The sequence below is a fragment of the Aromatoleum diolicum genome (genome assembly GCF_012910955.1).
Classification (GTDB): Bacteria; Pseudomonadota; Gammaproteobacteria; order Burkholderiales; family Rhodocyclaceae; genus Aromatoleum; species Aromatoleum diolicum.
The window spans coordinates 25,018-51,105 of the sequence record NZ_WTVQ01000035.1; the positions used below are offsets into that span (position 1 = coordinate 25,018).

Genomic DNA, 26,088 nt, shown 5'->3' on the forward strand with positions numbered 1-26,088 from the left:
CGCACGGCCGCGGGCGCGCGTGCCCACGCCACAGGATTTGCAATGCCACCTCAAGAAACGAGACTGAAAGGAAGTGAACATGCTCGCTCAGCGCCCCATTTACGATCAGGAACACAATCTCTTTCGCGACACGGTTCGCCGTTTCGCCGCGGAGGAAATTGCGCCCCATTTCGCACGCTGGGAGGAGGCAGGCATCGTCGATCGTTCTTACTGGGCGAAAGGCGCCGAAACCGGACTCCTCTGCCCTCAGGTACCTGAAACCTATGGCGGACTCGGCGGTGACTTCCGGTTCAATGCGGTGATCATCGAGGAGCTTTGGTACGCCGGCTTCGCGGGACCGGCTGCCGATTTTTCAGTGCATAACGACGTCTGTTGCGGCTATCTCATGTCCTACGGGACGGAGGAACAGAAGCAAAAGTGGCTACCGCGGATGATCTCCGGCGAGACCGTTTGCGCCATCGCGATGACCGAGCCGGGCACCGGCAGCGATCTGCAAGGCATTCGCACCCGGGCCGCGCGTGAGGGCGACGAATACGTCATTTCCGGACAGAAAACCTTCATTTCCAATGGCCAGATGTGTGATCTGGTGATCGTCGTTACCCGTACGAACCGCGAAGGCGGGTCGCGCGGCATGAGCCTGATCCTCGTGGAAACGGACCGTCCCGGCTTCCGTCGCGGCCGCAATCTTGACAAACTCGGGCACCTGTCAGCCGATACGTCGGAATTGTTTTTCGACGACGTCCGCGTCCCGGTCGAGAATCTGCTCGGTGCCGAAGGTGGGGCGATGGCTCAATTGATGACCGAGTTGCCGCAGGAACGCCTGACCATCGCGGTCCAGTCCATGGCGGCGGCGCAAAAGGCCTACGACATTACCGTGGATTACGTCCGCCAGCGTACGGCCTTCGGCAAGGCAATCGCCGAAATGCAGAATACGCGGTTCAAGCTCGCCGACATCAAGGCGGAACTCGCTGTCGGCTGGGCTTTTATCGACCAGTGTCTGGCGAAGCACGTGAAGCACGAGCTGACGCAAGTTGATGCATCGATGGCGAAACTGTGGGCGACCGAGATGCAGGGGCGCATGGTTGATCAGTGCGTGCAGTTTTTTGGTGGATACGGCTTCATGCGCGAGTACGAGATCTGCCGGCTCTATGCCGACGCCCGGGTCATGCGGATTTACGGCGGGGCCTCTGAAATCATGCGTGAACTCATCTCGCGCAACCTGTAAGCAAGGACAAGGAAGCCGTCCGACACCGCTTCCTTGTCCTCAAGACCATTGTCGGATCGTTTCCGACGGCCGGAGCCATGACTCGTCCGCTCTTGACCGGCACCGACAGCCTTGTCGTCGGCGCCGATACCTTGTTACGCTGAACGACGATCCGTTGCCCGTACAAACAGTTAGCGCATCCTGGGCAGGCCGATTGCCTTGACCTGATCATGGCCGTGGCTGCGTGATCTGCGCAGGGCGATGAAAGCCCGCCCACGGTTTCGCCACATCCCCACCTCCCTGGGCAGCACTCACTCTGCAAAACAGACCTTCGACCCGCTGACCACACGCGGCGGAGTCCCCAAGACATGAAAGGCGGCATCGACAATGACACTACCTGACGCACAACCCCGCACGCGCCTCCACACGCGAAAGTTTGTTTACCAGTGTTACCTCCGCGGTGACGGTTTATGGGATATCGACGGCGAACTCAGCGACATCAAGGATTACCCCTATACGCTTCACTCCGGCGAGGTTCCGCCACACGAACCCGTGCACAACATGCATATACGCCTGACTGTAGATGATTCGCTGACGATCAAGGAAATCGTCGCCAGGACAGCACATGCTCCATTTCCGGACTGCATGCAGACCGCCGACCCGATGCAGGCGATGGTCGGCGTTACGATCGGGCCGGGCTGGCGCAAGGAAATCGAACAACGCATCGGCGGCGTGAAAGGATGCACTCATCTCCGCGACCTGCTGTCCAATGCGGCGACCGCAGCATATCAGTCGGTTTCCGCACATGCGCTGCATGCGCGCCTCAATGACAGGAACTCGGCCACGACCCAAGGCGAGAGACCGCATTTTCTCGACAAGTGCATGGTGTGGGCACTCGATGGGCCGGTGGTTAAGGAATACGAGCCGCACTTCTACGTCTCGCCTTCGTCAGAGCAAAGAAAATAGCGCAGGCAGATGACCGATCCAGCGCCCAGCAAACCTGCCCGCTTGTCTGAAGCGGCGGCGCGCATCGAATGGCTCCGATGCGCGTCCGGAGCCTCACCCGCGCTCGCACTTCAAGCCCATCGCTCCGTCATGCCGCCAGCCGTTCCGCCTCTCCCGCAAGAATCGGCGTCGCTACCGGCTTTGGTGAAAGCAGGAAGTACGACAGTGCGGGAACCAGCACCAGTGCGCCAAACATGTTCACGATGAACATGAAAGTCAGCAGGATTCCCATGTCGGCCTGGAACTTGATCGGAGACCATGCCCAGGTTACGACCCCTGCACCGAGCGTGACACCCACCAGCGCGACGATGCGGCCGGTGAATTGCAGCGTCTTCTTGTAGGCCATCGCGAGACTGAGCCCGCTGCGCTGATACGCGAGCTGCGCGGAAAGCAGGTAAAGCGCGTAATCGACGCCGATCCCCACGCCCAATGCGATAACGGGCAAGGTCGCAACCTTGATGCCCATGCCCAGGAAGACCATCAGGGCCTCGCAAAGAATCGACGTGAGCACCAGCGGAACGACTGCGACCAGCACCGCACGCCAGCTGCGGAACGCGATGTAGCACAGGGCCATGACCGCCACATAGACGTAGAGCAGCATCGTGCGGTTGGCCTCCCTGACGGTAATGTTGGTGGCGGCCTCGATGCCGGAATTTCCCGCCGCGAGCAGGAACTGGCGTTCATCGACGCTGTGTTCGGCAGCAAATTCGCTCGCCGCCTGCACGACGCGCTCCAGCGTCTCGGCCCGATGGTCCGCCAGATAGGCAACCACCGGCACGATCGAGCATTCCTTGTTTGCCAGATCGGGATTGTTGATCAGGGACTGATTGCCAGCGAAATTGGCGGTCTCCTGATTGCGCGCGACGGTCAGCCACTTGGAACTGCCGTCGTACAGGCCGGCGGTGACCACGCGCACGGAATCGGCCAGCGACACGGTGGTCTGCACGCCGGGAACCTGCCGCAGGTGCCAACCGAGACGATCGACTTCGGTCAGTGTCTTGTAATCCACACAGCCATTGGGCGGCGTTTTCAGGATCACGGCAAACTGGTCGCTGGATAGCGAGTAGTTGCCCGTGATGTAGGCATTGTCGCGGTTGTAGCGGGATTCGGGCCTGAGCTCGGGGGCCCCCGCGTCGAGATCGCCGATCTTCAGGTTCAGACTGACGACAAATCCGCCCACCGCAAGCACTGCGGCGACCAGGACCACCTTTGACGCCCAGCGCCGCTCCGTAAAGCGTTCGAGGAACAGCCAGAACTTGCCGAACCCCTTGCCGCGCAACTCCTCGCGCTCAAGGCGCAGGCTGCGCTCGGCCGCCGTGCTGCTGACGCCGACATAGGAGAGCAGCACCGGCAGCAGCACCAGGTTGGTCACGATCAGGATCGCCACGCCGATGCTCGCCGTGATCGCCAGGTCCTTGATGACCGGAAAGTCGATCACCATCAGCACCGCAAACCCCACTGCGTCCGCCAACAGCGCCGTCAGGCCCGCCAGAAACAGCCGCCGGAACGTATATCGGGCGGCCACCAGCCGGTGTGTCCCCCGCCCCACGTCCTGCAGGATCCCGTTCATCTTCTGTGCGCCGTGGGATACGCCGATGGCGAACACGAGGAAGGGCACGAGTACCGAGAAAGGATCGATTTCGAAGCCGAGCGCCGACACCAGCCCGAGTTGCCACAGCACGGCAATCAGCGAGCACACCACCACCACAAGCGTACTGCGCACACAACGCGTATAGGCAAAGATGATTGCCGTGGCAATCAGGGCCGAAGCAACAAAATACGTCGCCATCTGGGCGAGGCCATCCATCAGATCCCCGACCAGTTTCGCAAATCCGATGATGTGGATCTTGAGCTTCGGACCATCCTTCGCATTTTCGTACTTCGCCCGAATGCTCTCTTCCAGCGTATGCGAAAAGCTGCGGTAATCGAGCCGCGCCATGGTTTGCGGATCGCGATCGAGCAGCGGGACGACGATCATGCTCGATTTCTCATTATTCGCGACCAGATTCTGGGCGGTGCTCGAACGGGCGAGGTTCTGGCGCAGCTGCGCGATGCTCTGCGGCGATCCATCATAGTCGTCGGCCATCACCGGGTCGCCCTGAAACCCCTCCTCGGTGACTTCGACCCAGCGCACGGCCGGCGTCCACAGGGACTTCACGCCCGCCCGGTCCACACCGGGAGTCAGAATCAGTTCGTCGCTGATCTCGCGCAGCGTCGCGAGGTACTGGGGATCGTAGATATCCCCCTCGGTGTTCTCCACCACCACGCGGATGGCGTTACCGAGACCGCGCAGGTCCGCCTGATTGGCCAAGTAGTTCTTAACGAACGGATGATTCTGCGGAATCATCTTCTCGAAGCTGGCATTCAGCACCAGTTGGGTAGCGAGAAAGTATCCCAGCACCGCCGTGGCGATCAGGCAAATCAGCATGACCGCCAAGCGGTTGTTGAAGAGGAGTCGTTCCAGCCAGCTCCCCGAGCTCGAATCAAAATCCTTCAAGCTCGGCACAACCGGCATTACGTCAGGGTTATTCGTTCCAACGGCCATGGCGGATTCTCTATCTCGTAATCGGGGGGGCAGCGCCTACTTCTTGAGCGGCTGAATGTTGACGCCGCGGGTTCCAACGAGCACCAATGCATGTGTACCGACCGGGGCCACGGCGCTGGCCGGCAGCGCCTGTGCCATTGGCGAGGGCGTAAAGGACCGACCGTTGTCGGCAGACATGAGCACGTCACCGCGCTGACTCACGAGAACGATGCGGCCGTCTTCGGTCAGCGTCGCCCCGGTGATCGTCACGTTCAAACCGGTCAACACCTTGTGCCACTGAGCACCGCCGTCCTCGCTCCGAAACACATTGCCGCGCAAGCCGAACACGACAACCGACTGTTCGCGTCCGGTCAGCCCGAAGAAGGTTCCGGGGTAGTCGACCGACACCGAACGAAAACGCTGCGCTTCCTTGTCGAGCTTGAGCACCATGCCGCGCTCGCCCACGAGGTAGAGCCCGTTGCCGGCACGCTGGATCGAGGAGAAATGAAGTTGCTCCGGATTTTCGGTGCGATCGAACCACGGGGTCCAGGTCTTGCCGCCGTCGCTCGTTTGGAAAATCAGGTTGAACACACCCACGGCGTATCCGTCAGTCTCACTGTCGAACCACACGGACAGGAAGGGCTTGTCGGCCCCCTCCTCGGCAATGCGCTGTGCCGCCGCCCGCAGTTCTTCCAGCTGCCTGGCATCGATACCCTTACCCTCGAACCTGGCGTAGTACTCTTGCATGACTTGCCCGAGCGCTCGTCCGTCGAGTTGCTTGATCCAGCTTTTCCCGCCATCGGTTGTCGCCAGCACTACGCCGTCGTGTCCAACCGCCCAGCCTTTTTGCGACGTCGGAAAGTGCATCGCCGTCAGGTCAGAACTTACCGGCACCTCGGCCTGCGTCCACGTCTTGCCCGCATCATCAGAGTAAAGAATGTGGCCGCGCTGACCTGCGACGACCAGTCGCTCGCCCGCATAGGCCACCGCATTCAGCAAGCTTCGTGGGGCAAGCGCGCTTTTCGTTGCCGGCCGGTCCAGTGGATCCTGAAACGCCCATGATGAACACGCGACGGTCATCAATACGAGCACGCTCGACAGCGTCCGGATTCGCTCACGAAATTTCATTACATGTCCTCCGAGCACCGATATCCTCGCCGCCCCGACTCATTCACGCCCCCGACGACAAGCTCGACGCCGCCGGGAGCCCTTTCAGAAAATTAGCGGACTCCGCCACCAGCCAGAGCTTCCGGCGCCCATTCGCGGTCGGGAAGCGGTTGCACATGGCGCATGCCGCTGGTTTCGGCAGTGTAAAAATTCATCGCGTAGATACCTGAGATCAGGTCATAGAAACCGTGCATGTCCGCCGTCGGCGCGGGGATTTCATAGCTCGGTGTCATGTAGGCGAAGCCGGCGCGGTAAAGCTGACCGCGCAAGTCGTATTGATCGCTGGCGAGCGCCACCCACGAGTCCTCGTCGAGGTAGAGCACGCGCTTGCTGTAGATATGACGTTTACCTTCGGCGAGCGTCGCTTCGACGACCCATACCCGATGCAGCTCCCAGCGAACCTCGTCGGGATTCAGGTGCATCGGCTTGAAGAGGTCGTCCGCCTTCGACTGGTAGGCCATCTTGTAGGTGTTGTAGGGAACGTACATTTCCTTCTTGCCCACGAGCTTGAAGTTGAAACGCTCCATCGAACCGAAGAACAGCCAGGTATCGTCATAAGTGGCGCTACCGCCCATAGAGGGGTTGGGCGTATCGAATGCGAGCGACGGCGCCAGCTTTGTGCGACGCTGCCCCGGCAGGTAGGCCCAAGCCCGGCGCCCCTTCTCCGCTGCATTAATGGCGTCATGAATCATGATGACTTCGCCACTGCGCCGCACGGGCTCCTTGTATTCGCTCTTCACGCGCAGCAGCAGTTCGGACGGCTTGCCGTCCTCCCAGTAGGGGTAGTCGGCCGAATACGTCCCGCCGGATGTCAGCGTCGGTCGTCCGGACGAATCGACGTAAAGTCCCTTGTAGTCGTACACCAGGCTACGGCCGCCGAAGCGGGTGAGGTGGTTCCACATCGCCTCGAAACCGTCCTTCGGGATCGGGAACGGAATGCCGGCGTGGCAGCCCTCCAGCGACAAACCGCCATTTGTGGCCTTTGCCGTCGTCGCGCATTTCAAGGTGTTATCGGTGACGTACTTTGGAAAAGCCGCGGTACGATGGGTCGGATACACGTCGATGCGATACGACGGATACTTCTTCATCAACGCTTTGGTTCCATCCGTCAGCTTTTCGGCGTGCTGATCCATGTTCTTGGCGTCGATGGAAACGGTCGGCTTCTCATTCGCGAACGGATCGGGGCGTATGCCACTGCCCTTCTGGTAGCCCTGCGGAGCGCTCGTGAGCCCTCCCCCATACGCCGGAATCGTGCCACCCGCATTGCCGGCTTTTTCGGCCCCCACCAGCGTGAGCGTGCTGCCGAGCTTGGCCGCTTCGTCCGCAGTGACTGCCGCCGCCGCGACACCCACATATGTGGCTGCCGCGGCACCCATCAACAAGTATTTGATGTTCATCTGTCGTCTCCTGCGGAAATCAGAATGTTGTCTTGAAGGTGAAACTCACCCAGCCACGATCTCGTAGCAGGGTGCTCAAGCCGTTGGCCGAGGTGACCTGGGTGGTGCCTGGAACGACGCCTGCCCCTTGTTTCACCTTGCCGAAATAGTCCACAAACTTCAGATCAAAGCGGTACTTGGAATAGACGTCCGCACCGATCCCGATGCTGTAGTTGCCATTGCCTTCATTGCCGCCCAGCTGCGTAGGGGCATTGCCGCTCAACGTTCCGGAGACGGACATCGGCAGCGACAGGTCCACGCCGGGCAGCGCCTGGAGCCAGACCGGGGTGAAATTGAGCGCGAGCGCAAACATCTCCCGGGTTGCGCACTGATCCCACTTGTCGCGGAAGCGTGCCCCCAGCGCCGCTCGCCGACTTTCGTCGCACACGCCATAGCCTTCGCCGAAGAACATGTCGCGGTTGTCGGTGACCTTCTGCAGACGGGCATAACTCAATTCCGCCGACCAGGTCGCGCTATCGAACAGTGCCGTGTCCGAGATCACGCCCAAAGCATTGACTACGGCATGCAGGGTCTCGCCACGCGCCTGGTAGGTATTGCCCTTCAGTGAGGGGGCGCCATTCGGAAACAGCACTGAAGCCAACGCGCCCGATGCCGTGGCGGAGCCGAGCGTCTGCGCAGTCAAGGGCATATTCTTGCGATACGAGATCTCGGTACTGACGCTGATGCCCGCGATCTGCTTCGACAAGCTTATGCCGAACAGGTCGATATCCTCACCGAAATATTCGCGATACTGCGATCCCGTGACGAAGATCGACGGAATCTTGTCGGTGAAATTCCGGTAATAGAGACCCATGCTGCCATCGAGCCACTCGGGGCTCCAGCTTGCACTGACACCCCAGTCACCCTGGCGCTTCGGCTTATTCACGCCCCCATTGATCAAGGCAGCGCTCGCACGGTCCGATCCGTACATCAGGAAATCGGCCGGTCCCAGATAGGTACCACCTTCAGGAATGCGGGTGGGATCCCAGTCGAGAAAATACTGACCGGCGACTGCCAGGTCGTCCGTGACCACCAGCTGCGCGGAAATGTTGTTGAGCGGCAGGAACAACTCCTTCGCTTCCACACCCGGCGTCGCAAAGGCCTTGCGCAGATCGAGCGGCATCTGCGAATAGGAAACGCCGTGCAGCGCACCGCTCAGTCCCAGCGATTCACCCCAGAATACAGTGTGCTGGCCGGCCTTCAACGTAAGCGGCATGTCCCCGAGGTCGAAGCGCCCGAAAACGAATGCGTCGAGGAATTCGCCCGACGGCCCGCGATAAAAGCGCTTGGTGAAACTGCTGTATTTATCGTCGACATAGCTTCCCGCGATTGATGACGGGAGATGCGAATTACGCTCGGACTCGCCGTTCTGATACGCGTTGTCGTACCAGCCTGCCGCGCTTACGCGGAAGCCGTATTTTTTCCGGTAGATGAAGTCGAACTCGGTCAGCAGGTCGACCCGGTTCGTGACGACATCACCTTGGTCGAACTTCGATTCCCCTTCGTCGAAGTTCGGATTGTTGGCGACATTTCCGGCCTTCTCGACACGGACACCGAGGTTGTACCGCACGGTGTTGTCCCAGCGCATCTGGACGTCGGGATTGTCGGTCTTGATCTCGGCCGCCTCGACGGACCCGATCAGACTCAACGCCGCAGCGATGGCAACCAACTTCGGCAACCCCTGCCCTGCGGTCCTTGTCTCCTTCCTTTGCTTTCCAGGCATTTTTTTCACCCCTTCGGGCCATATCGTGATTAACAAGCGCCTTCCTCAGCTGCCACTGCACGAAGACTCTGGCTTGCGCAGTTCGAAGATCATCGCATCGAGCGTGAAATCTCGTACGCAGCTCTATCGTATTGATACATATCATCTGTGTCAACACTAGAATAATAGTGCTCGCGAGCTTTCCGCACTCATGCGATGCGGGCACATCCCGCCATCAAGCAGGAGCGCCGGTCGCAAAAAGAAAGGAGATCAGGGACGAAGCCCAGAAGGGTGCGCGCACGCCGGGCTGGCGTGCGCGTCTTGTTCGAAGCCAGCGAAGCTCAGGGGCCGCGCTGACGCAGAATGAAAATACGACTTCAGGCGATCGAGGCGGACGCCCCATTGATGATCTCGACCAACACTTCGAACTCGAATTGCTGGAACGCCTGACGCAAGCGCTCCGAGAGCACAGCTGGATCGCCCAAACGCAGCATGACCGTCAGAACGACCCGCGGACGACGACCACTTTCATCCACCCCCACGTCGATCGAGCCGCTCTCGCCCACGATGGCGGCAGCCGTGTTCCTCGATACGCGAATCATTGCATCGACGCGCAGCGCTGGCTTGGAGATTTTCCCCACCGCCGTCAACGGCATTTGATCGATGACGATGATCTCGACCGGCACCGCCGCCCGCTCCTGCACCCGCTCGCGACATAGCTGAAGCAGTTCATCGGCGGCTACGGAACAACCGGCCTTCGCCTGTACGTAGGCAATCGGCATTTCCCCCTTTGCCGCGTCAGGTCGCCCGATGGCCGCTGCGGTCTGAACACCGGGATGACACACCAGGACCTCTTCGATGAGTCTCGGGTCGATGTTGTGACCGCCCCGAATAATGAGTTCCTTGGCACGCCCAAAGATCCATGCGAAACCCTGGGCGTCGAATGCACCCAAATCGCCGGTATTTGCCCAACGTGTACCACCAGGCGCCCCCTTGACGAAGAATTCACCATCGACACTCGCGTCGACATAGCCAGGCGTGACGCCTGGCCCGGTGACGCACAAGACCCCGCGTTCGCCCGGCGCACACTCGCGCAAAAATGTGTTGCTCGCATCCACTTCGAAGGCCTTCACGGTGTGGTACGGCAGGCAGCTTCCGACCGAACCAACCAGCGGTTGCTGGCCGTCATTGCGATTCATCGTGACGACGCCGTGAATCTCCGACATGCCCCAGATCTCCCGCAGCCAGATTCCGAAGCGCTTATGGAAGGCGCGCATCAGTTCGAGCGGTACGGTGCTGGCGCCGCAATTGAACGTGACGATGGAGTGCCCCTCGGACGACACATCAGGAACCGCCAGTAGGGCCGCAGCCGTCGTAGGCGTCGCGAGGACCGAAGTCATCCGGTAGTGCCGGGCGATGTCCCAGAAATTCCGGATCACCCCCTGATTTCGGAACCCGTCCGTGGTCAGGGTCAGCAGGGTCTGCCCGTAAAGCATGGTGCGCAGCGCGATCACGTTCAGGCCGCCGACATGGAAGTTCGGCATCGCGTGGCCGACCACGCCATCGCGCTCCGGTCCTATCACCGAGCCAACCATCCATGCATTGAGCAACTGACCGCGATGTGTCATGCGCACCAGTTTCGGCGCGCCGGTCGTACCGCCGGTCGGCAGGTACATGACCTCCGCGTGAGGATCATCCGTCGGTTCGAACACAAAGCGGTCGGCAGGGTAGGATTCGAGCGCACGCATGAAGTCGCTGGCCTGGTCGTCCGATTCGACTATCAGCACACGCCGCAAGGTCGGCACCTGGGCACAGATGGCCTCGAGCTTGTCCCACACCCCCGACCCGAATTTCGCGGTGCTGGTCACGAGCACCGTTGCCCGCGCCGCATTCATGATCGATACCACGACCCGCTCTTCCAGGTAGGGGTTGATCGGGCAGGCAATTCCGGCTGTCTGCGCCGCCCAGGTCGCAATCAGCGCCTCGGGCACCATCGGCAGGATCAGCGCAACCGACGGCCGTTCGCTGCCGGAAACCGCACTGAATAGGTTGGCCGCCTGCACGATCCGTTGCATCATCTCGGCATAGGTGATGATCCGCGGCGGAACCGCGAGATCCGCGGACAGGAGCTGTATCAGCGCGGGCTTCGCCGGTTCGAGCGCCGCCGCTGCGCTGATGCACTCATAAGTCGTCCGACCGGGCAGCAGGTCTTCCGGCTGCACCTGCTCGATCGCCCGCGTGTCAGCATCGCTCCTCAGGCAGGCTCGCGCAATGCGCCCAGCCTGCGGTTCACCACCCGGCAGCCACGGACCGCACTCACCTGCGGCAGCATCCCCGGCCGCCATAACTTTGTCTTGTAGCATATCGTCTCCTCCAAATACCATTCGCAAAGCCCCCGGGTACGGACTGACCTCAAGCCACGATCCCGAATCAATCTCACCCCCGACGGACGTCGCCCCTGCCCTGGGAAAAATCAGTCACCTGCCGGGGCCTTCGGCCTAATACGACGCCGGCAGTTCGAGCACCTTTTCCGCAATGAAGCACATGATCAGTTGCTCGGTGATCGGCGCAATCCGCGTTACCGTGACTTCGCGCAGCAGGCGCTCGACGTGATACTCCTTCGCGTAGCCGAAGCCGCCATGCGTCATCAGCGACTGGAGACAAGCGTCGTAGCCGGCTCGCGCGCCAAGGAACTTCGCCGTATTGGCCTCCGCACCGCAGGTCTTCTTGTTGTCATATAGCCACGCGGCTTTCATTGCCATCAGGTAGGCGGCCTCAAGGGCCATCCAGCGTTCGGCGAGCGGGTGCTGAATTCCCTGATTCTGCCCGATCGGTCGCCCGAAGACGTGGCGCTCCTTCGCGTAACGCGTTCCCCGACGCAAGGCGTCCTGGCCGATCGCAATCGCCTCGACAGCGATGAGGATTCGCTCCGGATTCAGGCTGTGCAACAAGTAACTGAATCCTTTTCCTTCCTCACCGATGCGGTCCTCCTCCGGCACAAACAGGTCGTCGATGAAGATCGCGTTCGAATCGACCGCCTTGCGGCCCATTTTGGGAATCCGCTTGACTTCAATCTTGCCGCGATCCAGATCGGTATAAAAAACCGTGATGCCGTCGGTGGGGCGCTTGCAGTCCTCGAGGCGCGTGGTCCGCGTGAGCAGCATTATCTTATTCGCCACTTGCGCCGTCGACGTCCAGACTTTCTGGCCACGGACGATGTAACCGCCGGGCACCCGCTCGGCAAAGGTCTTGATCGCGGTGGTGTTCAAGCCTGCATCCGGCTCGGTAACACCGAAGCAGCACTGATCCTCGCCGCTGATCAGCCGCGGAATCCATCTAGCCTTCTGCTCCGACGAACCAAATACGACGATCGGGTGCGGGCCGAACAGATTGATGTGGACCGTCGAGGCCGCAGTCATGCCGCCACCGTGCGAGGCAACCTCGTGCATCATAATTGCTGCTTCGGTCACGCCCAGACCTGCCCCCCCATACTCCTGCGGCATCGTGATACCGAGCCATCCGGCATCTGCCATGGCAGTGTGAAATTCGCGCGGAAACACACCGTCTTCGTCCCGCTGCAACCAATAGTCGTCGGTGAAATCCTTGACGACGGCGCCAACGCCTTCGCGAATCGCCTCGTGATCAGAATTGAAAGAGAAATCCATGGCAGTCATTCCTTGTATCGGCACGGCGCTGTCACATTCGGCTCGCGACGTGGGGGCATTGTCAGTAGGCGGATTCGCTTGCTGCGAGTGTCTTGAAGGCTTGTACGAGGTGAGGACGATCAAGCATCTTTCCATTGATCCCGACCGTGCCCGCGTCCGGCGCAGCAGCAAACGCGTCGACCACTGCGCGCGCAAATGCGACATCCTCACTACTCGGCGTGTAGCACCGGTTGATGATTTCGATCTGGTCGGGATGAATGGCAATCCTTCCGACAAAGCCTCGTCGTCGCGAATCGATGCAGTCCCGCTCCAAGCCTTCGGTATCGCGATAATCGGTGTAGAGCGTGTCGACAGCCGCGACATCGGCCGAGGCTGCGGCCACGAGACACAACGACCGCGCCATCAGGTACACATGCGAATAGCCTCCATCGCGTTCCCGATTCGTTGCCGCTCCGAGGGCCGTCGAGAGATCTTCCGCGCCCCAGGTCATTGCCACGAGCCGCGGTAGCTGCGTCGCGTAGCTATCGAGATTGAGCATTGCCCTGGCGGTCTCAGTGGCAACAACGAGAATTCGCACAGACCCCAACTCCAGGCCGGCGCGGGTTTCGAGCGCATCGAGATAGGCGCCCAGGCGGATCACGTCGGCAACTCCGTCGGCCTTTGGCAGCACGATCCCGTCGAGCCCCGGGCTAACGACAGCCGCCAGATCCGGAAGGGCTTCAGGAGTACTTAAAGGGTTAATCCGTACGAACGCCTTCCAGCGGTGCTGGCCCTGCATTTTTTCGAGGTGTGAGGCCGCCAGTTGTCGCGCAAGCGGCTTGCGTGCAGCCGCCACTGCGTCCTCGAGGTCGAAAATCAACGCATCGGCATTCGAGTCACGCGTTTTTTCCAGCTTGCTTTCGCTGTCCGCCGGAACGAATAGCAAGGAGCGCAGTTTCATGCGAGCCCCTTCTGCATCAGTGCCTGCCGCAAGCAACTCGTCACTTCTTCATTGCGCTGATTGAAGCCCTGATGCCTGAATGTGACGATGCCCTGGTTCGGTCGCGACTTGCTTTCTCGCCTTTCCACAACGGTCGTCACCGAACGAATGGTGTCGCCAGCAAACACCGGTTTCGGAAACTTCACGTCGGTCATGCCGAGATTCGCGATTGTGGTCCCGAGAGTGGTGTCCTGCACGGTCAGACCGATCACCAGGCCGAGCGTGAAAATGCTGTTCATCAGCGGGCGGCCAAACTCGGTCTGTGCGCAGTAATCCGCATCGATATGAATCTGTGCAGGATTGCAGGTGGCGCCGCAGAACCACATGTTATCGGCCTCGGTTACCGTCCTTCGAATCTCGTGCTCGAAAACCCGTCCCGGCTCGAGCTCACCAAAATATTTACCAGCCATGACTCCCCCGCGATCGTTAAAGCTGCTGCAATGTGTTGTCGCACGATTGCACATCAGTACGTACCGTGACGATACGCTGCCATACTATCTGCGTCAATAGTCACCGATGCGGGCTTGCCTCATAAGACTCAGGATAGTGAGCCCTCACCACGTCTCCGTCCTTCCTCAATGCGTGACACCCGCCGATGCGACTGGAACGGGAGGTATTCTGCTTCCGCACATCGGAGGCCGCCTGCGCTTGCATCGCAGTAGTTGCCAGCGGACCGATCAATTCGGTGAGATACGTGCAGCCACTGACAAGCACGACAGCTGCTCGGTATTCTTGCATACCGTCCGCTTAGGTATTATATTTAGTCAACCAGACCGGTCTTGCCGTTATCCGGAGGATTCGCGCACAGGATCGACGGCGGGCATGGATGTCGCTGGGAGCTCCCCACGCAACTTGTTGCTGGAGAGATTTTCAATACGGGCGAGACAGCCAGGAACAGGACTTCGAAATGTCACAACGAGAAGTAGTGATTGTGGGTGCAGCGCGGACAGCGATCGGGACCTTCGGGGGATCGCTCAAGGACGAGAAGTTGGGCCGCCTCGGAATGATCGCGGCCCGGGCCGCTTTGGAACGCTTCGGCGTCGCCCCGAACGAAATCGGCCACGTGGTGATGGGCAACGTAATCCCCACCGAGCCGAGCGACGCCTACCTGTCTCGCGTCGTGTCGATGGATGCAGGCCTGCCAAAAGAGGTGCCCGCGTTCAACGTGAACCGGCTATGCGGCTCGGGCCTTCAGGCGATCATCTCGGCGTCGCAGGCGATCATGCTCGGAGACACCGACATCGCCATCGGCGGCGGTGCTGAATCGATGAGCCGTGCCCCCTTCATCGCCCCCGCGATGCGTTGGGGAGCGCGCATGGGTGACACCCGATTCGAAGACTATATGCTGGGCATCCTGCACGACCCGTGGAAGAGAATCCATATGGGGATTACCGCGGAGAATGTAGCGGCGCGCTATGGTATTACGCGTGCAATGCAGGACGAACTCGCACTGGAAAGCCAGCGTCGCGCCGCGAAGGCAATCGCCGCCGGCTATTTCAAGGAGCAGATTGCCCCCGTCGACATCACGACGCGGAAAGGCGTAACGCTGTTTGAAACGGACGAGCATGTGCGCGCCGATATGACCGCTGACGGGCTGGCAAAGATGAAGCCTGCCTTTGCCGAGGGAGGATCGGTCACAGCCGGAAACGCATCCGGGCTAAACGACGGCGCTGCCGCCGTGGTTCTCTCGGACGCCAACCGTGCCAAAGAACTCGGCCTGAAGCCGCTCGCACGTCTCGTCGGTTACGCCCACGCGGGGGTGGAACCGGAATACATGGGCATCGGCCCGGTACCGGCGACGCGCTTGGTGCTGAAGCGCACTGGCCTGAGGATTGAAGACCTCGATGTAATCGAATCCAATGAAGCCTTCGCTGCGCAGGCTTGCGCCGTGGCCCGGGAACTTAATCTCGATCCGGCAAAGGTGAATCCGAATGGCTCCGGGATCTCGCTCGGTCACCCGGTCGGCGCAACCGGAGCGATCATCACGGTCAAGGCGCTTTACGAGTTGCAGCGTATCAAGGGTCGCTATGCACTGGTTACGATGTGCATCGGCGGTGGCCAAGGCATCGCGGCGATCTTCGAACGGGTCGACTGATTGCAACCACTTCCCTTCTTTGTATGGTTCGGGTGCGCCACCGCAGTCTCGCAGGCGAGCCCCATTGAAATGTAAAGGTGAAACCGTGATTTATCGTGAGTATCTGGAGCCGGGGCAGTTCGTCGAAAGCGACACGCCGGAAATCATTGCGTTCGCCCAACAGGCCGCCGGCCAGACGCAAGACAACATCAGCCGGGCAGTGTCGCTCTATGAAGCAGTAAGGGATCGCATCACGTACGATCCCTATGACAGGCTGGGCCATGCGGAGTCATGTTCGGCAAAGCGGGCGCTCATGCGCAATCGTGGTTATTGCATCCCCAAGGCCGCACTATTGGTTGCGTGTGCCCGCGCCCTTGGCATTCCGGGACGATTGGGGTTCGCAGACGTACGCAATCATCTCGCTTCGCCGCACCTGATCGAGGCCAACGAAGACGATGTGTTTCGCTGGCATGCCTACGCCGAACTGCATCTGGAAGGGAAATGGGTGAAGGCGACCCCCGCCTTCGATATGTCGCTGTGTAACCGGGTCGGAATCGAGCCTCTGCAGTTCGATGGACGCAACGACTCGATCTTCCATCCCTACGACCGACGCAATCGCAAGCATATGGAATATGTGCTTGATCGCGGCCATTTCGCCGATGTCCCGTTCGAGGCGATACTCGCCACTTGGCGAACTCATAGCCCCCGGCTGCTCGACGAAAGTTATTACTGCAGGGCGAAATCGTTCATCGAAGAGGTTCGACTCCGGTCGTAAGCGGCACCGACGCGCGACGAGTTGATCGAAGCAGGGTCATCGGCTCCGATATGGCGGGAGTCGCACGCCAAGCTGCCACCGCGGGCAGGCTGACGTTGGGATTGTCTGCCAAATTCGGCAAGTGTTTCCCGCGTCATGTAACCGCGTTGCAGCGCCCGCTCGGCGGGGCCACGAGATTCAGGACGCCGTAATCTTCTGCCAAGGGCGGACGAGGCAAAGCTACAAGACAACGACCTACTGCCGCCCGTCTCCATGCTGAAGCGCGAGATTGAGTCCTTTACGATCTGACCATTTGAGCCGACAATCTCGTCCGAGATGACCAGAAAAGGAGCCGCTGGGTGAAGACCACCACCGTCGCCGATGCCAAGTCGCATCTCTCCGCCCTGTTGACCGAAATCGAAGCCGGCGAGGAAGTCGTCATCACGCGGCGCGGCAAGCCGGTTGCCCGCCTCGTGCCGGAACCTCCCGTCCATGGTTTCGAGTGGTCCGACCTGCGCGACTGGGTTTCTGCCACCCCGGCCCCGGGACTGACCGTCGCCGAGATGCGCGAGCAAGATCTCCTGTGATCTATCTCGACACGTCAGTGCTCGGTGCGGTGTTCTTTCGCGAGGCCGGAGCCGCTGACCTCGTGTCGCGGCTCGAAAGCCTGCGCAAGGAACGGCTGATGATCTCGGCGTGGACGCTCACCGAAATGGCCAGCGTGGGCGGAATCAAGCAACGGACGGGTGCCGTCGACGGCGCCATGCGCCAAGCGGCGCTCGCCAATTTCCAACGGTTTGCGTCGACTCATCTGGGCACCGTCGAAATCGAACCCGCCGATTTCCGCACCGCGGCGGTGCTCATCGAAACGCCGGCCACGCTACGCGCCGGCGATGCCTTGCACCTGGCAGTCGCCCGTCGTCTCCGGGCCAGTTTCGCGACGCTGGACACGAGACTACGCCAAGCAGCCGACACGCTCGGCTTGCTGTGCATTCCGCTGGAGGACTGATTTTCGCGCCCTACACCGGTCACGTTCCGTCGGTCAGACTACGAATGGTGCGAAGGCCAGCACCCGCCGGCGGGATACCTTGTATCGAGACAGGCTCCAGGGGTTGAACGCGGCGCTACGACCCATCCGCCAGACGCTGCAGGGCTTGCTCCAGCTTGCCGAGGCGCCACTTGATGCCGGCCCGGCGCGCTTCGTCGGCCAGTGCCCGGAGCGTTTCGACCAGGGACGCATCGCGCACCCCCTCGCCGACGCGCGCCAGCGCCCGCGCCCGCCGAATCAGGAAATCGCTCCAGGGCATGGGCTCGACGCGTGTGTAATCCTCCAGTGCCCCGGCATAGCGCTCCACCACGGGCCAATCCCCCTGTTCGATCTCGATGTCGATCGCGTACTCGTAGAACAACAGGTGGCAGTGGCTGACGCAGCCGCCGGCCAGCAGCGCCTCACCCTCGTCCAGTGCGGCCTTTCGCTTGCCGGGATCGGACGTGACCGCCGCCAGGGCGGCGAGGATCGGTGGCCCGAAATAGGCGGTCGCGCCGGTTTCGACGCACAGGCCGTAGCTTCGATCGAGGATGGGCTCGCCCTGGGCGGGGCCGTCCAGGTGCCATCGGGCGATCCCGACATACATGAGCATTTCCGCCTCGAAGCGCTGCGCCCCCAGCCGGCGGGTAATCTCCAGGGCGAGCTCGGCGTGCCGGGCGGCGCCCTGCCAATCGGTGGCATAAGCCAGACAGGCACACCACAGATTCTCCGCCAGCATCTGTGCGCGCAGGTCGCCGATCTGGGCCGCGAGTTCGGAGGCGAGCCGGGCATCCTCCAGCGCCTCCGCGAGCTCGTTGCGGTTGAGGCGGGTGGCCGCGCGCATGGCCAGGTTGACGGCCTCCACGTTGCGGATTCCGTGCTGCTGGCACAGCTCGATGCAGCGATCGAAATAGCGGTGCGCGGTCAGCATCTGCGCGCGCTGGTAGTAGGCGTCGCCGAGTCCGGACAGCGCGCGCGCCTCGAGCTGGGGCGAACCGGAACGCGCTGCGTAGGCGCGTGCCTGCTCGTGCTCGGCCAGACAGGCTGCGCGGTCACCCAGCGGAAAGTACAGGTTGCCGCGCAGCAGGTGGATCTCCGCCAGCTCGCCGGGGGACGGCGGATCCCCTGCGATGGCCAGTACCCGAGCCAGTGCGGACAAGGCCTCCCGATGCCGGTCGCAGATGCGCAAGGCCGCCGCCAGGCCCGTCAGTGCCTGCCGCTCGTGGGCGCCGGTCGAGGCCAGGGTCGCGGCGGCCCGGTAAGCTTCCACCGCCTCCTCCACCCGCCCGAGGTCGAGAAGGAGACGGCCCCGCAATGCTGTCGCCTCGAATCTCATCGCCGCGTCGCCGGCGAGCGCCAATGCGTGCTCGGCCAGGCGCAGCGCCCGCTCGTATTGATACTTCTGCGCCTGGGCGCGCGCCGCCTCCACGTAAGCCCGCGCAGCGCCCGGGTCCGCCGCCAGGTCGAGATGCTCGGCGTGCAAAGCCAGGTCATGGCCCTCATACCACTGCGCCGCCAGGGCATGCAGCTCGCGCTTCCTGGACTTCAGGAGCGAGGCATACACCCCTTCCCGCACCAGCGCATGGATGAACAGGAAACCCTCGCCTTCGGGGCGTATCAACACCTGCTCGGCCAGCCGCGCGCAGGCCTCGTCGGCCCCGCCCGCCAGGCATCGCAGCGCCGGCAGCGAGAACGCCTGGCCCAGGACCGAAGCGGCCTGCAGCGCCTCGCGGTCTGCGGGCGCCAGGCGGTCCATGCGCGCGAGCACGATGCTTTGCACCGATCCGGGCAGGGGCCCGTGACCGGCCTCTGCGTTTCGCAGCAACTGATCGAGAAACAGCGGATTGCCCTGCGACCGTTCGATGCAGGAGCGCACCAGCGCCGCGTCGGCGCACGGGTAATGGGCGGCCATCTCGCGCGCCTCGGCCTCGCTCAGGGGAGCCAGATCGATGGCGGTGATGCTCGCGCCGCGCGCCGCGGCGCGCCACGCGGCATCGATCGGGTCGGCGTCTTCGCGCGTACTCATCATCAGGAGCAGCGGGCAGGCCCGCGCGCCGGCGGCAAGCGCGGCCAGCTGCGCCAGCGTCTCGCGCGTCGCCCAGTGGATGTCCTCCACCAGGATCAGGCGCGGCGCCTGTACGCTGGCCCATTGCACCAGGCTGCACAGCAGCGCCTGCGTCGCGCGCTGGCGTGCTTCGCGGTCCATGGCGTCGTAGAGCGCCCTGAGTTCGGCCGGCTGCGGCGCCCCCAGGGTCGGGTGGAGGACGATTTGCTGATGCCGTTCCAGCGCCGCGCCAGCGCCCGCCCGATCGATGGCCGCCTGCAAGGCGTTGGGGTCCGCCGAGGCGTCCAGGTCGAGCAGGCTTCGCAGCAACTGGACGATCAGATCCTCGTCGCCCTCCCCCGCCACATCCAGCACCCGTACGGTGTGGCAGCGCAGGCCCTGCGCGCGGGCCAGGCGAGCGCACTCCTGGAGCAAGCAGCTCTTGCCGATTCCCGCCTCGCCCCGGATCAGCACCACGTGGCCGCGGCGCGCAGACATGCAAGCCGCGGCGATGCCGGCGAGCTGGTGCAGCTCCGCCTGCCGTCCGACCAGCGGAAGGGCGGGTAATGGCTTCGGTCCGCCGCAGCGCCTGACGCGCCAGACCCTGGCCGCACGCTGCCCAGCCTGGATCGGCACATCGGGCAGGGGCTCCGCATCGAGGCAGGCCGCCAGCGCATCGCGCACCCGCGCCGCCACCCAGACCTCGCCGGGTGCGCTCGCTTCCACGATTCGCATGGCCAGGCGGAGCGGTTCGCCGGTCACGAAGAGCGCCCCATCCTGCCGCTCCGCCAGCACCAGGCCGCTGGCGATGCCGATCCGTGCCTGCGGCGGCGCCGCGCCGGCGCCGGCCAACCCGCCGACGGCTTGGGCGATGGCGAGGGCGGCGCGCACGCAGCGTTCGCCGTCGTTGCCGTGGGCGATCGGCGCACCGAACACCGCGACAAGCCGTCCGCCGATGTGGCTCGTCACGCTCCCGCCATACTGCTCCACGATGGCGTCGCTGCGACCGCGGTACCGCCCCAGAAGCTCGTGCGCTGACTCCGCCTCGTCGGCGCCCCCGGCTTCATCCACCCCGACGAGGTCGACCGCCATGACGACGGCTTCGCGCAACTGCGCGCCGGCGGCGCCCGGCGGCGCGGCGGGCGCCGCATCGTCCGGCACCGCGGGCACGACCGGGGCCGACTCCGGCGCGACCCCCGCGCGCCGCTGCTGCAGGATGTCGCGATGGACCCGCTCGGTCTCCGCCTCGGGCGAGACGCCCAGCTCGCGCTGCAGGATCTCCCGGCACAGTTGATACTGCTTGAGCGCCGCGGCCTGGCGGCCCTGCTTCAGGTAGAGCCCCATGAGCAAGCGATGGATTTGCTCGTGCAGCGGGTCGATGGCGATCAATCGGGTGGCTGCGGCGATCGCCCGCTCGATCTGGCCGCGTTCGGCGTGACCCTCGGCGAGCCGCGCCAGGGCGTCGACCGCGAGGTGGCGCAGATACTCCTGCTGTGCGCCGAGCCAGGCCTCGAAGCCGGGCGCAGCGACGCTGAAACCCTCCAGCAGATCCCCGCAATACAGCTCGACGGCCCGCCACAGCGACCCTTCGGTACCCTCGGCCACCAGCCGCTCGAACTCGACCGCGTCGACCGCCAGCGCTTCGGGCCGAGTCGTGATCGTCTGGGTGTCCGCCACGATGCAATCGTCCTCGCCCAGGGACTTGCGGATCGCGGCCAGGGCCTGGCGCAGGCTGGTACGCGCCTGGGCGTCGCCGCAATCGGCCCACAGCAGCGCCGCGAGCTTGTCGCGGGCGTGCGGACGCGACCCGCCCAGAGCCAGATAAGCCAGCAGCGCCTTCGCCTTCCTGGGCGGCAGGGACACAGGCGCGCCGCTACCGGACAGCAGCTCGAAACCGCCCAACAGGTTGAGGCGCAAGGCAGCCACAGGTCGGTCTCCTCCAGGAATGATGAATTTTAGCAAGGCTCCGCTTTCACGCGATTTTCACGCTGCGCCTGACGGGGCGACGACGGCCCCTTCCGACAATGGTCCCCAACCCGATTCCCGGGCCAATACGCAAGTACGCGATAGCAAGCGAAAGGAGTACATCATGACCCTCTTGGACCGTCGCGGAGTTTCCGTCTCCGCCACCAGCCATGCCGCACTGGAACGCCTGGAAACCGCCACCGATCTCTTTAATGGCTATTTCGGCGACCCCATTGCCGCCATCGACAAGGCCCTCGCGGAGGACCCGCAGTTCGTCATGGGGTATTGCTTCCGTGCCGGAGTGCTGGCCACCTGCACCGACAAGACCCTGGAAGCTGAGCTGCGCGGCAGCGTGGAAGCGGGAGAGGCCCTGTGGCGTCGCGCCAACGAGCGCGAACGCGGCCACATCGCCGCCGCGCGGGCCTGGCTGGACGGCGACATCCCTGCCGCGGTCGAGCGCTGGAGCGCAGTCCTGCTCGAGGTGCCGCGCGACAGCCTGGCACTGCAGTTCGCCCACCTCGGCGACTTCTACCTGGGCCAGTCCTCGATGCTGCGCGACCGCGTGGCGCGGGTCCTGCCGGACTGGGACGAAGGCGTCGCCGGCTACGGCTACGTGCTGGGAATGCATGCCTTCGGCCTCGAGGAGACCGCGCTCTACGACCAGGCGGAGCACACGGCGCGGCGTGCGGTCGAGCTCAACCGGCGCGACCCGTGGGCGATCCACGCTGGCGCCCACGTCATGGAGATGCAGGGACGCCAGGCCGACGGAATCCGCTGGCTCACCGAGCGGCAGGACGACTGGGCCATCGACAACGCCTTCGCCTTCCACAACTGGTGGCATCTCGCCTTGTACCACCTCGACCTCGGAGACACCGGGCGGGTGCTGGAACTCTATGACCGCGCGATCCGGCCGCGGCCGTCGAACGTGGTGCTGGAGATGATCGACGCCTCGGCGCTGCTGTGGCGACTTTACCTGCGCGGCGTGGACACCGGCACTCGCTGGCACGAGCTGGCGCAGGCCTGGGCGCCCACCGTCGAGCACGGCTACTACGCCTTCAACGACTTCCACGCAATGATGGCCTTCGTGGCCAGCGGCGACGAGCGCGCCGCGCAGACCCTGCTTGCGACCCTCGAACGCCGCGCCGCCGCTGGCGGCACCAACGGGATGATGAGCCGCGAGGTGGGCCTGCCGCTGTGCCGCGCCCTCGAAGCCTTCGGCCGCGGCGACCATGGCCGCGCGGTGGACCTGCTGCAATCGGTCCGCTGTGTCGCCCAGCGCTTCGGCGGCAGCCACGCCCAGCGCGACATCATCCACCTGACGCTGGTCGAGGCGGCGCTGCGTGCCGGCCAGGGACGGCTCGCCCGGTCACTCGTGGCCGAACGCAGCGCCCAGAAGCCGACGAGCCCCTTCAACCGCGCCCTGGCCATCCGTGCCGAGCGCGCCGCCGCGGCATCGCGTGAGGCAGGCGGTCACGGGCTGCGCGCGCCCGACGCTCGCCAGACGAAGGAAGCGGCCTTCCTTTCCTGAGGAAACAGCGATGAAACCGACCATCCAATCCATCCGCCTTTCCAGCGGGATCGAGCTGCCCTATGCCGAGCGGGGAGATCCCGCGGGCGTGCCCATCGTGTTCCTGCACGGGGTCACCGATTCCTGGCGCTCCTTCGAGGGCGTGCTGCCCCGTCTGCCGGAGTCCATCCACGCCTTTGCGCTGACCCAGCGGGGTCACGGCGATGCCGACAAGCCGCCGACCGGCTACCGGACGCGGGACTTCGCCGGCGACGTGGCCGCGTTCCTGGACGCAGTCGAACTGGAGCAGGCCTTCCTCGTCGGGCATTCGATGGGTACCACCAACGCGCTGCGCTTCGCGATCGACCATCCGGAGCGAACCCTGGGCCTGGTGCTCGCCGGCGCCTTCGCCACCTACCGCGGCAACCCCGGCCTCGTCGAATTCTGCGAGAACGCGATCGCGCCGCTCGCCGACCCGGTCGATCCCGGGTTCGCCAGGGACTTCCAGCAGAGCACCCTCGCCCAGCCGATACCGGGGGCATTCCTGGAGACCGCGGTGCGGGAAAGCCTCAAGGTCCCTGCTTACGTCTGGCGCGCGGCCTTCCAGGGCTTTCTCGAGGACGATTTCGTGAGCGCGCTCGGGCGCGTCAACGCGCCCACGCTGATCCTTTGGGGTGCGCTGGACAGCTTCTGTCCGCGCGCCGATCAGGATGTCCTGCTCGCGCAGATCCCCGACGCGTGCCTCGCGGTGTACGAGCACGCCGGGCACGCCCTGCATTGGGAGGAGCCGGAGCGCTTTGCAGCCGACGTCCTTACCTTCGTGGAGGACCGCGCCGCTCCTTCCAGTCCGGGAATCAGTTCGGCCAAACAGACTGAACGCGTTCAAAGGGATGCCGACGCGTCGAAGATCATGGCAACCGAAATCATCCCCGCCGCGACCGCAAACCCCTGCTGCAGTCTCGGCCCTGAGATCAAAGCGGCCACTCTCCGCCCGAGCACCATCCCCAATAGGGAGCCTGTAACAAAGGGCAGCGCCATATAGAATGGAATGTTTCGTCCCTGCAAAACGCAACTGACAAACGTAGTCGAACTGGTCAACGCTATCGCCATGAGCGACGTAGCCACAGCGGAGTGCATCGATAACGGTAGCGTGGCTCGCAGCGCTGGGACGATTACAAATCCACCGCCCACACCCAACAATCCGGAAAGGAAACCGGTGGCAGCTCCGATCATAGCGATTGTCATCGCCACGGATCGAGACCAGATCAGGCGCCCGCTCAAAGGATTCACCTTGCCGACCTTGCCGGTCGAGGACGCGCCCTCGCCTGTCACTGCGGAACGCACGACCGCGGTGTCCTCCTTTGAGACCGTCGCGGTGTAAAACATACGCACGGCGACAATGGCAAGTACGCACGCAAAGATCAGAACCAATACTGATGGATGCAACCGATCTGCGACGCGAATCCCCAGCGACGCAAAAAGTATCCCCACAACAGCGATGAGCGTGGCGGCGCGATAGCGCACATAGCTGTGCTTCCATGCCAATCCAGTACCCAGCGCCGCCGAGACCGCCACCGCGAGGAGCGAAATCGTGGCGGCTTGTGTGATCGAAAAGTCGAGCCCGGCCATCAGCAACGGTACCGCAAAGATCGAGCCACCGGCCCCTGTCAGCCCGAGGACCAAACCCACTATCAGCCCAATCAGAATACTCATCTGTAGTCCAACCGACGTAAGTGCGAACGGCAATATTACCGTCGGCATGCAAGCCTGCCGCGGGAAATTCGCCACACGCCTTAGGATCCGCATTGCCGACAGGCGCTGGTTTCCCACGGCAGTCCGTCAAAACGCCAGCCATTCACCCCGCCGCGTTGATGGTTTTCACCAAGATCACCCTCGAATCCGTGGAGGACCGTGAAAACTCGCGAAAAACCCGCGGCCTCTAGCGCTTTACCCGCTTCTACCGCGCGCTCGCCAGTGCGGCAGATCACCCCCACGGGGCGGTCGAGGGCGTCGTCCGCGAGCATTCTTACGGCGCCGACGAAATTCGGATTCACATCCCAACTTGGGCCATCGTTCCAGGAAACATGTCGAGTTCCCGAAGGATGTCCAACGAAGCGATACTCCATCTCGCTGCGACAGTCGATGAACAGCGCTCGCGGGTTGTCATTCAGAAACCGGACCGTTTCTTCCGGGGTAAGGTGCTCCATTGCTTGCCTCCCTTCATGCGCGTCGTCGACGAACGAAAAATCAACCGTGGGGCTACGATTGAAAGACGTCTAATCATGCAAGGCGCGAACCGCCTGGCTCTTGCCCTTTCGTGACGATTTCTTGACATCGTGAGACATCATGAATGGGCCGACCCGGCTTCCGCACGTACATGGTTCGCCACGACGCAATGCCTGCGACGAGAGCGCTGCGGGCGCGGCGCGGCGATCCCTTTCCCGATCGATTTTCGGACTGAGGATCATTACCAGGTGGCGGAATAAAAAAGGGTGTCCCAATCCATGAGGAGAGGAGGTTTGGAGTTCCGGAAACGACCGGGGGACACCCTGCGAAAACCCTTCTTTGGAAGCGCTTGCTCTATGGCCCCTCGTCGAGCCAATACCGTGCGCCGCGCGATACCGGCTCAGCGCAGCATCAGGAGGCCGCCCAGGATCAGCGCCGCGAGGAAGACCGTATTGGCGGCCAGCATCGCCACCGGTCGCCAGCCCACCGCGGCGAGTTGCTGGAACGAGGTCTTGACCCCGAGCGCAGCGATCGCCACGACGAGGCACCAGCGCGAGAGGCTGGAGGTGGCCTCGGTGACCGGCTTGGGGATGAGTCCCAGGCTGTTCACGACGACCAGCACCGCGAAGCCGACGAGGAAGCCCGGCAGCACCGGCGGCTTCTTGCCCGTAGCCGTGCCGTCGCGGAACAGCACCGACACCACCGCCACCACCGGCAACAGCATCGCGACGCGGAAGAGCTTGACGAAGGTCGCGCCGTCGCCCACTGCCGGCGAGATGATGTAGCCCGCCGCCACGACCTGCGCGACG

General features: G+C 63.1%; 19 protein-coding genes and 1 pseudogene. 8 read left to right on the top strand and 12 right to left on the bottom strand.

All coding sequences use genetic code 11. The features are described 5' to 3' along the window. The first annotated feature begins 79 nt into the window (after window positions 1-79). Together GPA25_RS17625 and GPA25_RS17630 are read left to right on the top strand one after the other, a co-directional pair. Window positions 80-1,225, top strand: a complete 1,146-nt coding sequence (locus tag GPA25_RS17625; protein ID WP_169261721.1) for an acyl-CoA dehydrogenase family protein — start codon at window positions 80-82, stop codon at window positions 1,223-1,225. 366 nt (window positions 1,226-1,591) lie between these two features. Further along, window positions 1,592-2,170: a DUF2889 domain-containing protein gene (locus tag GPA25_RS17630; RefSeq protein ID WP_169261722.1), complete on the top strand. Its 579-nt coding sequence runs from the start codon at window positions 1,592-1,594 to the stop codon at window positions 2,168-2,170. Between the two features lie 127 nt (window positions 2,171-2,297). Here the strand turns inward: GPA25_RS17630 and GPA25_RS17635 are convergent, their stop codons facing one another. The 8 genes from GPA25_RS17635 to GPA25_RS17670 form a co-directional block, all read right to left on the bottom strand. After that, the gene (locus GPA25_RS17635; protein WP_169261723.1) at window positions 2,298-4,754 is read right to left on the bottom strand and encodes an efflux RND transporter permease subunit; all 2,457 of its coding nucleotides are present in this window, start codon (window positions 4,752-4,754) and stop codon (window positions 2,298-2,300) included. 36 nt (window positions 4,755-4,790) lie between these two features. Continuing rightward, entirely contained in the window at window positions 4,791-5,861 is a 1,071-nt protein-coding gene (locus tag GPA25_RS17640; protein ID WP_246265808.1) for a YCF48-related protein, read from the bottom strand. Window positions 5,862-5,953: 92 nt separating this feature from the next. After that, window positions 5,954-7,297, bottom strand: coding sequence for a DUF1329 domain-containing protein (locus GPA25_RS17645; RefSeq protein WP_169261724.1), 1,344 nt, complete (start codon window positions 7,295-7,297; stop codon window positions 5,954-5,956). A gap of 19 nt (window positions 7,298-7,316) precedes the next feature. Continuing rightward, the gene (locus tag GPA25_RS17650) at window positions 7,317-9,014 is read right to left on the bottom strand and encodes a DUF1302 domain-containing protein (protein WP_246265809.1); all 1,698 of its coding nucleotides are present in this window, start codon (window positions 9,012-9,014) and stop codon (window positions 7,317-7,319) included. Window positions 9,015-9,415: 401 nt separating this feature from the next. Then, the gene (locus GPA25_RS17655) at window positions 9,416-11,383 is read right to left on the bottom strand and encodes an AMP-binding protein (RefSeq protein ID WP_246265810.1); all 1,968 of its coding nucleotides are present in this window, start codon (window positions 11,381-11,383) and stop codon (window positions 9,416-9,418) included. Between the two features lie 153 nt (window positions 11,384-11,536). Next, a complete protein-coding gene (locus tag GPA25_RS17660) occupies window positions 11,537-12,826 on the bottom strand; it encodes an acyl-CoA dehydrogenase family protein (protein WP_246265813.1) in 1,290 nt (429 codons plus the stop codon). After that, the gene (locus GPA25_RS17665; RefSeq protein WP_169261725.1) at window positions 12,765-13,643 is read right to left on the bottom strand and encodes an HpcH/HpaI aldolase/citrate lyase family protein; all 879 of its coding nucleotides are present in this window, start codon (window positions 13,641-13,643) and stop codon (window positions 12,765-12,767) included. The genes GPA25_RS17660 and GPA25_RS17665 overlap by 62 nt, the downstream gene beginning before the upstream one ends. Further along, entirely contained in the window at window positions 13,640-14,146 is a 507-nt protein-coding gene (locus GPA25_RS17670) for a MaoC family dehydratase (protein WP_246265817.1), read from the bottom strand. Before GPA25_RS17670 ends, GPA25_RS17665 begins: the two co-directional genes overlap by 4 nt. A 443-nt stretch (window positions 14,147-14,589) precedes the next feature. On the opposite strand from GPA25_RS17670, the gene GPA25_RS17675 reads away from it, so the two are divergent. The 4 genes from GPA25_RS17675 to GPA25_RS17690 all read left to right on the top strand — a co-directional run bounded on the left by GPA25_RS17675 (window position 14,590) and on the right by GPA25_RS17690 (window position 17,519). Then, on the top strand, window positions 14,590-15,777 hold the full coding sequence (locus GPA25_RS17675) for an acetyl-CoA C-acyltransferase family protein (RefSeq protein WP_169261742.1): 1,188 nt from the start codon (window positions 14,590-14,592) through the stop codon (window positions 15,775-15,777). A gap of 85 nt (window positions 15,778-15,862) precedes the next feature. Beyond that, window positions 15,863-16,531: a transglutaminase domain-containing protein gene (locus tag GPA25_RS17680; RefSeq protein WP_169261726.1), complete on the top strand. Its 669-nt coding sequence runs from the start codon at window positions 15,863-15,865 to the stop codon at window positions 16,529-16,531. Between the two features lie 338 nt (window positions 16,532-16,869). Continuing rightward, complete coding sequence (locus GPA25_RS17685) at window positions 16,870-17,097, top strand: type II toxin-antitoxin system prevent-host-death family antitoxin (RefSeq protein WP_169261727.1); 228 nt, start codon at window positions 16,870-16,872, stop codon at window positions 17,095-17,097. Beyond that, the gene (locus GPA25_RS17690) at window positions 17,094-17,519 is read left to right on the top strand and encodes a PIN domain-containing protein (RefSeq protein WP_169261728.1); all 426 of its coding nucleotides are present in this window, start codon (window positions 17,094-17,096) and stop codon (window positions 17,517-17,519) included. Before GPA25_RS17685 ends, GPA25_RS17690 begins: the two co-directional genes overlap by 4 nt. 115 nt (window positions 17,520-17,634) lie before the next feature. Here GPA25_RS17690 and GPA25_RS17695 read toward each other — a convergent pair whose 3' ends face one another. Further along, window positions 17,635-21,507 carry a BTAD domain-containing putative transcriptional regulator gene (locus tag GPA25_RS17695; protein WP_169261729.1) on the bottom strand — a complete coding sequence of 1,291 codons (3,873 nt, stop codon included), beginning with the start codon at window positions 21,505-21,507 and terminating at the stop codon, window positions 17,635-17,637. A gap of 163 nt (window positions 21,508-21,670) precedes the next feature. Between GPA25_RS17695 and GPA25_RS17700 the strand changes: the two genes are divergently transcribed. Continuing rightward, window positions 21,671-23,074 carry a tetratricopeptide repeat protein gene (locus GPA25_RS17700; RefSeq protein WP_169261730.1) on the top strand — a complete coding sequence of 468 codons (1,404 nt, stop codon included), beginning with the start codon at window positions 21,671-21,673 and terminating at the stop codon, window positions 23,072-23,074. A 10-nt stretch (window positions 23,075-23,084) separates the two neighbouring features. Further along, window positions 23,085-23,846: pseudogene (locus GPA25_RS24040) on the top strand (alpha/beta fold hydrolase); the annotation flags it as partial. Window positions 23,847-23,935: 89 nt separating this feature from the next. Here the strand turns inward: GPA25_RS24040 and GPA25_RS17710 are convergent. The 3 genes from GPA25_RS17710 to GPA25_RS17720 form a co-directional block, all read right to left on the bottom strand. Beyond that, window positions 23,936-24,766, bottom strand: a complete 831-nt coding sequence (locus GPA25_RS17710) for a sulfite exporter TauE/SafE family protein (protein WP_169261731.1) — start codon at window positions 24,764-24,766, stop codon at window positions 23,936-23,938. 80 nt (window positions 24,767-24,846) lie between these two features. Then, window positions 24,847-25,260, bottom strand: coding sequence for a rhodanese-like domain-containing protein (locus GPA25_RS17715; RefSeq protein ID WP_169261732.1), 414 nt, complete (start codon window positions 25,258-25,260; stop codon window positions 24,847-24,849). A 419-nt stretch (window positions 25,261-25,679) separates the two neighbouring features. After that, a partial coding sequence (locus GPA25_RS17720; protein WP_169261733.1) for a putative sulfate exporter family transporter occupies window positions 25,680-26,088 on the bottom strand: 409 nt, incomplete at its 5' end.